The sequence below is a fragment of the Streptomyces sp. NBC_01537 genome (genome assembly GCF_045040445.1).
In the GTDB taxonomy this organism is placed as follows: Bacteria; Actinomycetota; Actinomycetes; order Streptomycetales; family Streptomycetaceae; genus Actinacidiphila.
The window spans coordinates 2572685-2584235 of sequence record NZ_CP109392.1 but is presented as its reverse complement, the minus strand read 5'-3'; the positions used below and the strand labels follow the sequence as shown (position 1 = coordinate 2584235).

10 protein-coding genes are annotated in these 11551 nt (G+C 69.5%); 4 read left to right on the top strand and 6 right to left on the bottom strand.

From position 1 onward, the window contains the following. Nucleotides 1-85 precede the first annotated feature (85 nt). The 4 genes from OG607_RS11940 to OG607_RS11925 all read right to left on the bottom strand — a co-directional run bounded on the left by OG607_RS11940 (nucleotide 86) and on the right by OG607_RS11925 (nucleotide 3431). Nucleotides 86-934 carry an amino acid ABC transporter permease gene (locus tag OG607_RS11940; RefSeq protein WP_405722354.1) on the bottom strand — a complete coding sequence of 283 codons (849 nt, stop codon included), beginning with the start codon at nucleotides 932-934 and terminating at the stop codon, nucleotides 86-88. Continuing rightward, complete coding sequence (locus OG607_RS11935) at nucleotides 931-1578, bottom strand: amino acid ABC transporter permease (protein WP_405722351.1); 648 nt, start codon at nucleotides 1576-1578, stop codon at nucleotides 931-933. Before OG607_RS11935 ends, OG607_RS11940 begins: the two co-directional genes overlap by 4 nt. 79 nt (nucleotides 1579-1657) lie before the next feature. Then, the gene (locus OG607_RS11930) at nucleotides 1658-2581 is read right to left on the bottom strand and encodes a glutamate ABC transporter substrate-binding protein (protein ID WP_405722348.1); all 924 of its coding nucleotides are present in this window, start codon (nucleotides 2579-2581) and stop codon (nucleotides 1658-1660) included. 64 nt (nucleotides 2582-2645) lie between these two features. Continuing rightward, nucleotides 2646-3431: an amino acid ABC transporter ATP-binding protein gene (locus OG607_RS11925; protein WP_405722347.1), complete on the bottom strand. Its 786-nt coding sequence runs from the start codon at nucleotides 3429-3431 to the stop codon at nucleotides 2646-2648. Nucleotides 3432-3709: 278 nt separating this feature from the next. On the opposite strand from OG607_RS11925, the gene OG607_RS11920 reads away from it, so the two are divergent. Together OG607_RS11920 and OG607_RS11915 are read left to right on the top strand one after the other, a co-directional pair. Then, the gene (locus tag OG607_RS11920; RefSeq protein WP_405722344.1) at nucleotides 3710-4426 is read left to right on the top strand and encodes a response regulator transcription factor; all 717 of its coding nucleotides are present in this window, start codon (nucleotides 3710-3712) and stop codon (nucleotides 4424-4426) included. Between the two features lie 9 nt (nucleotides 4427-4435). Next, nucleotides 4436-5818 (top strand): sensor histidine kinase, encoded by a 1383-nt coding sequence (locus OG607_RS11915; RefSeq protein WP_405722342.1) that lies wholly within the window; start codon nucleotides 4436-4438, stop codon nucleotides 5816-5818. 9 nt (nucleotides 5819-5827) lie between these two features. Here OG607_RS11915 and OG607_RS11910 read toward each other — a convergent pair whose 3' ends face one another. Then, nucleotides 5828-7654: a bifunctional serine/threonine-protein kinase/glutamate ABC transporter substrate-binding protein gene (locus tag OG607_RS11910; protein ID WP_405722340.1), complete on the bottom strand. Its 1827-nt coding sequence runs from the start codon at nucleotides 7652-7654 to the stop codon at nucleotides 5828-5830. Nucleotides 7655-7790: 136 nt separating this feature from the next. Next, the gene (locus OG607_RS11905) at nucleotides 7791-8774 is read right to left on the bottom strand and encodes a TAXI family TRAP transporter solute-binding subunit (protein WP_405722338.1); all 984 of its coding nucleotides are present in this window, start codon (nucleotides 8772-8774) and stop codon (nucleotides 7791-7793) included. Nucleotides 8775-8905: 131 nt separating this feature from the next. Between OG607_RS11905 and OG607_RS11900 the strand changes: the two genes are divergently transcribed. Both OG607_RS11900 and miaB read left to right on the top strand, forming a co-directional pair. Continuing rightward, entirely contained in the window at nucleotides 8906-9910 is a 1005-nt protein-coding gene (locus OG607_RS11900; protein WP_405736698.1) for an adenosine deaminase, read from the top strand. Between the two features lie 93 nt (nucleotides 9911-10003). Beyond that, nucleotides 10004-11542 (top strand): tRNA (N6-isopentenyl adenosine(37)-C2)-methylthiotransferase MiaB, encoded by a 1539-nt coding sequence (miaB, locus tag OG607_RS11895; protein ID WP_405722336.1) that lies wholly within the window; start codon nucleotides 10004-10006, stop codon nucleotides 11540-11542. Nucleotides 11543-11551: the final 9 nt, after the last annotated feature.

Here is an 11551-nt window from a genome sequence, read left to right as displayed (position 1 = left end):
TTGTGTATGCAACCCACTGCGGGTGCGTGCGTCAAGTGACGTCCGCCGGTCGGCGCGGTGCGCCGGTGCGAACACTGACGCGGCGTCACTCCGCCTCGGCCACCGCGGCCTCCGCCTCCGGCGCTTCGGCCGGCGCGCCCTTGGGGCTGCGGCGGCTGCGGCGTTCGATCCAGGTGGCGAGCCCACTGAGCGTCAGGCACATGGCGATGTAGATCGGGGCGATGACCAGCACCATCGGGATGTACGGAAAGCCCTGGCTGGTCTGGGCGATGAGCTTGCCGGTGTACAGCAGCTCCTCGTACGTGATGATGAAGCCCAGCGAGGTGTCCTTGAGGGTGACCACCAGCTGGCTGATGATCGACGGCAGCATCGCGCGGACCGCCTGCGGGATCAGCACGGTCACCATCAACTGCGTCTTGCGCAGGCCGATCGCGTATCCGGCCTCGCTCTGGCCCTTCGGCACGGAGTTGATGCCGGCCCGGAAGATCTCGGCCTGCACGGCGCCGTTGTAGAGGGTGAGGCCGATCACCAGCGCCCACAGCGGCTCGGTGGTGAAGACCCCGACGTACAGGGCGAAGATCATGATGAGCAGCGGCATGCCGCGGAAGAGCTCGACGACGGTCGTGGCGGCCCACCGCACCGGGGCGTGGTCGGAGAGCCGTCCCGCCGCCAGCGTGGCGCCGAAGACCAGGGAGAAGACGGCGGCCAGGGCGAAGGCCTTGAGGGTGGCGACGATGCCCTCGCCGATGCGCTGCTGGATGCCGGTGTACTGGAACGGGTCCCAGAGGTAGGCCTCGAACTGGCCGGCCTGGTCGAGGCGGTGCCAGACGAAGTACAGCAGGCCGAGGATGCCCGCGGCCGCGGCCGCCCCGATGACCTTGTTGCGCGCCCGGGCCCTGGGGCCGGGGGCGTCGTACAGGACACTCGCGCTCACCGGGCCACCGCCATCCGGTTCTCCAGGAAGCGGAACAGCGCGCTGATCACGAACGCGAGGAGCAGATAGGCGGCGGCCACCCAGACGAAGATGGTCCAGATGCCGTAGCCCTCCTCGCTGAGCGTCTTCTGCACGCTGAACAGCTCGAAGACGCTGAAGCCACCGGCGATCGCGGAGTTCCTGGTGAGGGCGATCATCAGGCTCCCGATGGGCGGCAGGGCGGTGCGGGTGGCCTGGGGCAGCACGATCAGCCGCAGCGTCTGGGCGAAGGTCATGCCGATGCTGCGGGCGGCCTCCGCCTGGCCCAGCGGCACGGTGTTGATGCCGGAGCGCACCGCCTCGCAGACGAACGCCGACGTGTAGGTGCTCAGGGCCAGGACGGCCAGCTGGAAGTAACTCCAGGTGTTCAGGCCCAGCCGCGGCAGGGCCAGCACGACGACGAAGAAGAGCAGCGTGAGAGGCGTGTTGCGGAACAGCAGCACCCAGGTGGCGCCGAAGAAGCGCAGTGGCGGGACCGGCGACACACGGAAGGCGGCTATGACCACGCCCAGCATGAGTGCGATCAGTCCGCTGAGCGCGGTCAGCTCGACGGTGCCCAGGAACCCTTCACGGAACAGCGCGAAATGGTCAAGCAGTACGTTCATCGATTCTCCGGAAGGCCGGGAGGGGGTGTGCCGACGGCCCGTACAAGGGGCCGTCGGCGGTCGCGGTCAGGAGCCGCGGTCAGGAGTCCAGCGGGGGGATCGTGGCCGTGTTGCCCGACTTGCCCAGGGTGGCGTCGTAGGCCTTCTGCCAGTCGCCGTTGTCCTCGTGGGCCTTCAGCGCGGCGTTGACGGCCTGCTGGAGCACGGTGTCGCCCTTGGCGAGGCCGATGCCGTACGGCTCCTCGGAGAAGGGCTTGCCGAGCACCTTGAGGGAGTCCGCGTACTGCCCCGCAAAGCCCTGGAGAATCGCGTCGTCCGTGGTCACCGCGTCGACCTGGCCGGATTTCAGGCTTTCGACGCATTGCGAGTAGGAGCCGAAGGGCACGGTCTTCGCGCCGGGGACCTGCGCCGTGATGCGGGGCAGCGAGGTCGAGCCGGACACCGAGCAGACCTTCTTGCCCTTCAGGTCGGCCTTGTCCTTGATGGTGCTGTCCTTCTTGACCAGCAGGTCCTGCCCGGCGATGAAGTACGGGCCGGCGAAGGAGACCAGCTTCTTGCGCTTGTCGTTGATGGTGTACGTACCGACGTAGAGGTCGACCTGGCCGCCCTTGATCGCGTCCTCTCGGGCCGCCGAATCGATGGTCTTGAACTTGATCTTGCCCAGGTCGTAGCCCAGGTCCGCCGCGACCATCTTGGCGATCTCGATGTCGAAGCCCGAGTACGTCTTCGTGGCCGGGTCCTCGAAGCCCAGGTTCGGCTGGTCGGCCTTCACACCGATGGTGATGGAACCGTTCTTCGTGATGCGGTCGAAGGTCGGCGAACCGCTTAGCTTCACCCCGGACTTGGTCGGATACGCCGACAGGGTCGCCGCCGCGCTCGCGCCGTTGCCGCTCGCGCTCGGGGCGGCACTGGCGCCGGGGGAACCGGACTTGCCGCAGGCCGTGGCTGACGCGGCGAGGGCCACGACGGCGAACGCGGCGGCGGTGGTCTTGCGGAGCTTCATGTGCGGGCATCCTTCTGGAAGTTGTGGGGCATCGGAATCCTGGTCGCTGCGGGCCTGCCCACCGTCAGTGGTGGAGGATCTTGGACAGGAAGTCCTTGGCCCGGTCGCTCCGGGGGTTGCTGAAGAACTGGTCCGGGGTGGCCTGCTCGACGATCCGCCCGTCCGACATGAAGACGACACGGTTGGCGGCGGACCGCGCGAAGCCCATCTCGTGAGTCACGACGATCATCGTCATGCCGTCCCTGGCGAGCTGCTGCATGACCTCGAGAACTTCGTTGATCATCTCAGGATCGAGCGCGGAAGTCGGCTCGTCGAAGAGCATCACCTTCGGATCCATCGCCAATGCGCGCGCAATCGCCACACGCTGCTGCTGACCTCCCGACAGCTGCGCCGGGTACTTGTCCGCCTGGCTTCCCACACCCACCCGGTCCAGCAGGGTACGGGCCTTCGCCTCGGCGGCCTTCTTGTCCGACCTGCGCACCTTGATCTGGCCCAGCGTCACATTCTCCAGCACCGTCTTGTGCGCGAAGAGGTTGAACGACTGGAACACCATGCCGACATCGGCCCGCAGCCGGGCCAGTTCCCTGCCCTCGGCGGGCAGCGGCCGGCCGTCGATCGTGATGCGGCCCGAGTCGATCGTCTCCAGACGGTTGATGGCCCGGCACAGCGTCGACTTGCCGGACCCGGACGGCCCGATGACGACCACGACCTCGCCGCGCGCGATGGTCAGGTCGATGTCCTGGAGCACGTGCAGGGCACCGAAGTGCTTGTTGACGTCCTCCAGCACGACCAGGTCGCCGGCCGCCGGCGGTACGGGTACGGCGTCCTCGGTCACCGGGACTTCGGTCATCGCCAGGCGCTCCATCCTTGTCGGTTAGGAAGACCCTATGAATGATCACCACGCTCGGTCACCACATCTGAGCGGAACTTGAGGATTACGATCCGGTCACCACGCATCACATTGGGTGATCGCGTTTCCGTGTCGCGTACCGGCCGTGTAACAGTCACCCGAACGGTGCGGAGCGGCCTTGACGGGCGTGACGATCATCCGCCTGTATTCCGGGAAGAGGCATCATTGCCGGAACGTGGGGCGTGACCTGAAGCCGGGATGTGAAGGGAGGGCTCGCGATGCGACTGCTGCTTGTGGAGGACGACGAACGGGTCGCCGCGGCGCTGGCCGCCGTGCTCGGCAAGCACGGGCTGTCGGTGACGCACGCGCGCAGCGGCGAGGAGGCGCTGCACGCCCTGCTGCCCGACCACGGTCCCGCGTACGACGTCGTGCTGCTCGACCTCGGCCTGCCGGACCAGGACGGTTTCGAGGTGTGCAGCCGGATCCGCCGCCGTGCCACCATTCCGGTGATCATGGTCACCGCGCGGGCCGACGTACGCTCCCGGATCCACGGCCTGAATCTCGGTGCCGACGACTACGTGGTCAAGCCGTACGACACCGGGGAACTGCTCGCCCGTATCCATGCCGTCGCCCGCCGTCATGCGCAGGACGCGGCCGAAGCGCTGCCCGCCGCCCAGGACCCCGTCATGCGCAAGCAGCCCGGCGTGCTGCGGCTCGGCCCGATCTCCCTGGAGCTGCCGACCCGCAAGGTCACCGTGGACGGCGAGGACATCGCACTCACCCGCAAGGAGTTCGACCTGCTGGCGCTGCTCGCGCAGCGGCCCGGTGTGGTCTTCCGCCGGGAGCAGATCATCAGCGAGGTCTGGCGGACCAGCTGGGAGGGGACCGGCCGCACCCTGGAGGTGCACGTCGCCTCGCTGCGCTCCAAGCTGCGGCTGCCCGCGCTCATCGAGACCGTACGCGGGGTCGGTTACCGCCTGGTCATCCCCGCCTAGGCCCGTACCTTGCGCTCACGCCTGCTCCCGCTGCTCATCGTCCTGATGGCCGGTGTCCTGCTCGCCCTGGGTTTCCCGCTCGCCGCGAGCCTGGCCGCCGCACAGCAGCAGCGCGTCGTCGTCGACCGGATCGACGACACCACCCGCTTCGCGGCGCTCGCCCAGTACGTCACCGGGGGCGCCGACGACGAGCGGCGCAGCACCCTGCAGACCGAGCTGAGCCGCTACCACGAGCTGTACGGCATCCAGGCCGGGGTCTTCGACCGCAACGGCAAGCCGATCGCGGTGGCCCCCAGGAGCTGGACGCTGCCCGCGCAGGGCGAGGCGCAGACCGCGTACGCCGAGGCCCGGGCCGGCCGCCGCAGCCACGACCCACGGCAGGTCTGGCCCTGGCAGCACGGCACGCTCCCCGTCGCCTCGCCGGTGGTACGGGACGGTGACGTGATCGCGGTCGTCCTCACCGACTCGCCCACCAGCGCCATGCGCTGGCGCACCCTGCGCGGCTGGCTGCTGCTGGCCGCCGGAGAGCTCGCGGCCATGGGTGTGGCCGTCATGGCCGCCTTCCGGCTGGCCGGCTGGGTGCTGCGGCCGGTGCGGATCCTGGACCGGGTCACCCATGACATCGCCACCGGGCGCATGAAGTCCCGCGTCGCGGCGGCCGGCGGGCCGCCCGAACTGCGCCGGCTGGCCCGCTCCTTCAACGAGATGGCCGACAACGTCGAGGAGGTCCTGGACCAGCAGCGCGCCTTCGTCGCCGACGCCTCCCACCAGTTGCGCAACCCGCTGTCCGCGCTGCTGCTGCGCATCGAACTGCTGGGCCTCGAACTCCCCGACGGCCACGAGGAGATCGGCAAGGTCCGCGAGGAGGGCAAACGCCTCGCCTCCGTCCTCGACGACCTTCTCGGTCTTGCCCTGGCCGAGCACGCCGAGGCCGACCTCGCCCTCACCGACATCGCCGATCTCGCCGCCGAGCGGGTCGAGGCCTGGCTGCCGGTCGCGGTCCGCGAAGGCGTGGAGCTGGACTACGCGGGCGTGGCCGCGGCCACCGGCTGGGCGGACCCGGTCGCGCTGTCCAGCGCGCTGGACGCGGTCGTCGACAACGCCCTGAAATTCACCCCACAAGGCGAGTGCGTCCGCGTTTCGACCGAAGTGCGCGGCGAAAGCGTCGCCGTGACCGTCGCCGATGGCGGCCCCGGCCTCACCGACGACGAGATCTCCCGCATCGGCGACCGCTTCTGGCGCTCCTCCCGCCACCAGAACATCGACGGCTCCGGCCTCGGACTGTCCATCGCCCGCGTCCTGCTCGGCCAGGGCGGCGGCACGATCTCCTACGCGCCCGGCGACCCGCACGGCCTGCGCGTGACGCTCACCGTGCCGCGTACGGCGCCGTGACCGGTCCCCTCAGCCGCACTCCGTCGGCGTGGGCGCCCGCTGGTCGTTGAACTCCTCGTCCGTCAGCGGCTTCAGATGCTTGCGGTAGGACGTGTACCAGCCGCCCGACGAGACGTAGTTCTCGATCGCGTCGCACACCGCCGCCTTCAGCGCCGGCTCGCCCCGGTGCAGCCCGACCCCGTAGTACTCCTCGCTGAACGGGGCGTCCAGCAGCCGCAGCTCCTTGGGGTGCTGGGTCCGGTACCCGGCCAGGATGATGTTGTCGCTGGAGACCGCGTCGACCTGCCCCTTCAGTAGCTGGTCCACGCATTCGCCGTAGGTCTCCCGCAGCTCGGTCCTGATCAGAGGGTACTTCGTGCGCAGCCGGTCAGCGGGCGTCGACTTCGTCACCGTGCAGACGTCCCGGCCGTACAGATCCTGAGCGCCGTGGATCTCCGGCTCGTCGGAGCGGACGAGGAAGTCCTGCCCGGCGAGATAGTAGGGGCCGGCGAAGTCCACCGACTCCTTGCGCTCGGCGGTGATGGAGTAGCTGGCCACTATCAGGTCGACCTGCCCAGAGTTGATCATGAATTCGCGGCTCTGGGTGCCGACGACCCGGAAATGCACCTTGCTGAAGCCCAGATGCTTCGCGATGGCCCAGGCAAGGTCTATGTCAAAGCCCTCGAAGCCGCCCTTGGCGGTGCCCGACTCCTCGCTGAGCCCCGGCTGGTCCCGCTTGACGCCGATGACCAGATAGCCGTGCTGCCTGGCCGTCCGGTAGGTCTGCGAACTGGACAGCGGGGGCTCGTCGGTGGAGCGCAGCCGGTCCACCGCGAACCACCCCACGGCCGCCAGCACCGCCAGGCCGACCGATCCGGCCACGACCGCCATCCAGCGCCGCCGGGGACGCCGGGGCGGCTCCGGGTCGGCCACCGGCGCGGGAGGGTCCGGCGGCGCGGTGAGCTGGGTTGCCTGCGGGTCGTAGCCGGTCGGGTATCCGGCCAGCGGGGCCGGGGTCTCCTGGGCGACGTGCTGCAGCAGTTGCTCGGCGCGTTCCGCCGTGAGCCGCGCCGCGGGGTCCTTGGCCAGCAGGCCCTCGATCAGCGGCCGCAACGGGCCCGCGTGCTGCATCGGCGGCGGCTCGGTGGTGCGGACGGCCTCCAGCACCTCGTACGGAGTCGGGCCACGGAAGGGCGCGCGGCCCTCGACCGTCTCGTACAGCGTCACGCCCAGCGACCACAGATCCGCCGCCGGGGTCGCCTCGCGCGGCGTCCGGGAGGCGGGCACCGCCAGCTCCGGCGCCAGGTACTGCGGCGTGCCCACCGTCTCGTGCAGCCGGGTCACCTGGGCCGCGCCCTCGAAGGTCGCGATCCCGAAGTCCATGAGCACAGCCCGGCCGTCCCGCCGGAACAGGATGTTGTGCGGCTTCACATCCCGGTGCAGCACCCCCGCCGCGTGCACCGCCCGCAGCCCGCGCAGCACCTCCAGGCCGATCCGCGCCGCCTGCAGGGCCGGCATCCGCCCCTGCTCGCGCAGCTGGTCCGCCAGCGAATGCGGGTTGACCTGCTCCATCACGATCCAGACCTGGCCCTCGGCCTCGATCACGTCATGGACCGCGACCACATGCTCATGGCCGATCCGCGCGATCGCCTGCGCCTCCCGTCGCGCCCGCTCAACCCACTGCGCCTGCGTGTCCGGGTCCATCGCGCCGCGGAACAGCAGCTCCTTCACCGCGACCTGCCGGCTCAGCCGGTTGTCGTACGCCTCCCACACCACGCCCATGCCGCCGCGCCCCAGCTGACGCTGCAACTCGTAGCGCCCTCCGATGAGGGTGTGCGGCAAGCCCCCAGAACTCATGCGTGTGCCCCCATCGGTACGTGGTCGGCAACAGATTATGGGGCGCCGACCCCGAAGAACATCGGCCCCGGGGCGGAAGATGATCACATGTCGGGGCGCAATGCCCCGAAGCGGGCTACCCGTTTCTGGATTTCTCCTACGGTTTTACGGATCGGTAATAGCGAACGGCCCCCTCGTGAAGCTCCAGCGGGTCGGTGAACACCGCCGTGCGCAGGTCCACCAGCTGCGCGGCGTGCACCTGCGCGCCGATCCCGTCCCGGCTGTCGATCACGGTCCGGGTGATCCGCTCCACCAGCCCCGCGTCCGCACGGTCGGTCGTGACCAGCAGGTTCGCCACCGCGAGCGTCTTCACCGCCTTGCCGCCCTGGATGTCCTTGTACGCGTCCGCCGGCATCACCGCCGACCGGTAGAAGTTCTGCCCGTCGCTCACCGCGGGCAGCTTGTCCACCAGGTCGCCCAGCTGCACCAGCTTGATGTCCATGTCCTGCGCCAGATCCGTCACCGCCTTCGTCGGCAGCCCGCCCGACCAGAAGAAGGCGTCGAGTTCCCCGTTCTTCAGCATGCGCGGCGCGTCGTTGATCCCCACGGTCTCCGCGTGAAGGTCCTTCGCCTTGTCCAGCCCCGCCGCCAGCAGCAGCCGCCCGGTGATCAGATTCACCCCCGAGTCCTTCTGCCCGATTCCCACCCGCTTGCCGCGCAGATCCTTCACCGAGGCGATCGGCGAGTCCGCCGGCACCACCAGCTGCATGTAGTCGTCGTACAGCCGCGCGCACGCCCGCAGCCGGCTCGCCCCCGGCCCGTGATAGCTCGCCACCGCGTCCGCCGCCGCGATCGCGAAGTCGGCCTGGCCCGTCGCGACCCGCTTCACGTTGTCCACGGACCCCTGCGACGGCATCAGCTCGACCCGCACCCCCGGCAGGTCCTTGTCCAGACGGGTGCGCAGCAGCTTTCCGTAGGTGTCGTACACCCCGTTGGCCACGCCGGTCGAGAAGGCCACCGGGCCTTTCGGATACGACGGGCCGTTCGCCGGCAGCAGCCACCACACCAGCAGCGCCAGCGCGGCCGCCGCCGCGAATGCCGCCTGTACGGCGCGGCGCCTGTCGATGCGGGGGATCTCCATGCCTCGCGATCCTGCCAGTCCGCACGGACCGGCGGAAGGGAGGGTGGTTACGCCGGAGAAACAGTCCATCTCCGACACGAAACCTGAAAACGTTAGTTTCCTGCCGACACGATGGAGGCACAGTGACCGACATGCAGCAGTTCATCTCCCAGCTGCCCAAGTGCGAGCTTCACCTGCACATCGAGGGAACCCTCGAACCGGAACTGAAGTTCGCCCTGGCCGCCCGGAACAAGGTCGAGCTGCCGTACTCCGACGTGGACGAGATGCGTGCCGGCTACCAATTCCACGATCTGCCGTCGTTCCTGGCCTGCTACTACGAGGGCATGTCGGTACTGCTCACGGAATCGGACTTCTACGATCTGGCGTGGGCGTATCTGAGCAAGGCCCAGGAGCAGAATGTGCGGTACGCGGAGATCTTCTTCGACCCGCAGGCGCACACCTCCCGCGGCGTCCCGTTCGGCACTGTGATCCGTGGCCTGCGCCGGGCGCTGATGGACGCGCGGCGGCTGCTCGATGTGCGGGCGCAGCTGATCATGTGCTTCCTGCGGGACTACACCGCCGAGTACGCGATGGCCACGCTCATGGAGTCCCTGCCGTACCAGGAGTGGATCATCGGGGTGGGGCTGGACTCGGACGAGCGGGGCAACCCGCCGGAGAAGTTCGCCAAGGTCTTCGCCCGCGCCCGCGCCGAGGGCTACCAGCTCACCATGCACTGCGACGTGGACCAGGAGAACTCCGTGGACCACATCCGGCAGTGCCTGGACGTGATCGGGGTGGACCGCATCGACCACGGAGTGAACTCCCTGGAGAGCGAGGAACTCCAGAAGGAGATCAAGGCGCGTGGCCTGGGTCTGACCGTCTGCCCGATCTCCAACAGCTACGTGCGCGGCTCCGCGTGGCAGGACGCCGTCCGGCAGATGCTCGACCGCGGTCTGCGGGTCACCATCAGCTCCGACGACCCCGCCTACATGAACGGCTACGTCACCGAGAACCTCCTCGCGGTGCAGGCCGCCACCCCGCTGACCCCGGCGGAAGTCCTGCAGCTGCAGCGCAACGCCTTCGAGATCGCCTGGCTGCCCGACGCCGCCAAGGACGGCTACCTCGCCGAGCTGGACCGCTACGCGGCCGCGAACTGAATCGGGTGGTTCCAGGGTCCGGGCCCCCGCCCCGGTGTCCGGCGGCCGGGCACCGGGGCGGGGGACACCCCGGGCACCGCCTACCCTTGTGTCATGAGCAGCGGCGACCGGAGTCAGGCAGTGGGCGTGAATCACAACCGTTCATATGAGATCCGTACCTACGGGTGCCAGATGAATGTCCACGACTCCGAGCGGCTGTCCGGCCTGCTGGAGGACGCCGGCTACGTCCGTGCCTCCAAGGGCGCCGACGGGACGGTGGCCGCCGATGTCGTCGTCTTCAACACCTGCGCGGTGCGGGAGAACGCCGACAACCGGCTGTACGGCAACCTGGGGCAGCTGGCGCCGAGGAAGACCTCGCATCCCGGCATGCAGATCGCCGTCGGCGGCTGCCTCGCCCAGAAGGACCGGGACACCATCGTCAAGCGGGCGCCCTGGGTCGACGTGGTCTTCGGCACCCACAACATCGGCAAGCTGCCGGTGCTGCTGGAGCGGGCCCGTATCGCCGAAGAGGCCCAGGTCGAGATCGCCGAGTCGCTGGAGGCCTTCCCCTCCACGCTGCCGACCCGCCGCGAGTCCGCGTACGCCGCCTGGGTCTCGATCTCCGTCGGCTGCAACAACACCTGCACCTTCTGCATCGTCCCCGCCCTGCGCGGCAAGGAGAAGGACCGCCGGACCGGCGACATCCTCGCCGAGATCGAGGCGCTGGTGGCCGAGGGCGTCTCCGAGATCACCCTGCTCGGGCAGAACGTCAACGCCTACGGTTCCGACATCGGCGACCGCGAGGCCTTCAGCAAGCTGCTGCGCGCATGCGGGCGTATCGAGGGCCTGGAGCGGGTCCGCTTCACGTCCCCGCATCCGCGTGACTTCACGGACGACGTGATCGCGGCGATGGCCGAGACCCCGAACGTGATGCACCAGCTGCACATGCCCCTGCAGTCCGGCTCGGACACCGTCCTCAAGGCGATGCGGCGCTCCTACCGGCAGGACCGTTACCTCGGCATCATCGAGAAGGTGCGCGCGGCCATGCCGGACGCCGCCATCTCCACGGACATCATCGTCGGCTTCCCCGGTGAGACCGAGGAGGACTTCGAGCAGACCATGCACGTCGTGCGCGAGGCGCGTTTCGCGCAGGCCTTCACCTTCCAGTACTCCAAGCGGCCCGGCACCCCCGCCGCCGACATGGACGGGCAGATCCCCAAGGCGGTCGTCCAGGCGCGCTACGAGCGCCTGGTCGCCCTCCAGGAGGAGATCTCCTGGGACGAGAACAAACGGCAGGTCGGCCGGACCCTGGAAGTGCTCGTCGCCGAGGGCGAGGGGCGCAAGGACGACGCCACCCACCGCCTGTCCGGGCGCGCGCCCGACAACCGGCTCGTCCACTTCGAGAAGCCGGCGGAGCCCGTCCGGCCCGGTGACCTGGTCAGCGTCGAGATCACCTACGCCGCCCCCCACCACCTCCTCGCAGAGAAGCCCGCCCTCGCCGTGCGCAGGACGCGCGCCGGCGACGCCTGGGAACTGCGCAACGCGGCCCCCGCCGCCAAGCCCGCCGGCGTGATGCTCGGCCTGCCCACGATCGGCGCCCCCGCGCAGGCGGCGTTCGCGCCGGCGGCGGGCCCGGGCTGCGGCTGCGACTGACGATAGGCT

Excerpts from the sequence above, each read along its gene's own strand:
- OG607_RS11910 (WP_405722340.1), bottom strand. The coding sequence starts at position 7,654 with ATGAGTTCTGGGGGCTTGCCGCACACCCTCATCGGAGGGCGCTACGAG.
- OG607_RS11900 (WP_405736698.1), top strand. The coding sequence starts at position 8,906 with ATGCAGCAGTTCATCTCCCAGCTGCCCAAGTGCGAGCTTCACCTGCAC.
- miaB (WP_405722336.1), top strand. The coding sequence starts at position 10,004 with ATGAGCAGCGGCGACCGGAGTCAGGCAGTGGGCGTGAATCACAACCGT.
- OG607_RS11905 (WP_405722338.1), bottom strand. The coding sequence starts at position 8,774 with ATGGAGATCCCCCGCATCGACAGGCGCCGCGCCGTACAGGCGGCATTC.
- OG607_RS11930 (WP_405722348.1), bottom strand. The coding sequence starts at position 2,581 with ATGAAGCTCCGCAAGACCACCGCCGCCGCGTTCGCCGTCGTGGCCCTC.
- OG607_RS11935 (WP_405722351.1), bottom strand. The coding sequence starts at position 1,578 with ATGAACGTACTGCTTGACCATTTCGCGCTGTTCCGTGAAGGGTTCCTG.
- OG607_RS11925 (WP_405722347.1), bottom strand. The coding sequence starts at position 3,431 with ATGACCGAAGTCCCGGTGACCGAGGACGCCGTACCCGTACCGCCGGCG.
- OG607_RS11920 (WP_405722344.1), top strand. The coding sequence starts at position 3,710 with ATGCGACTGCTGCTTGTGGAGGACGACGAACGGGTCGCCGCGGCGCTG.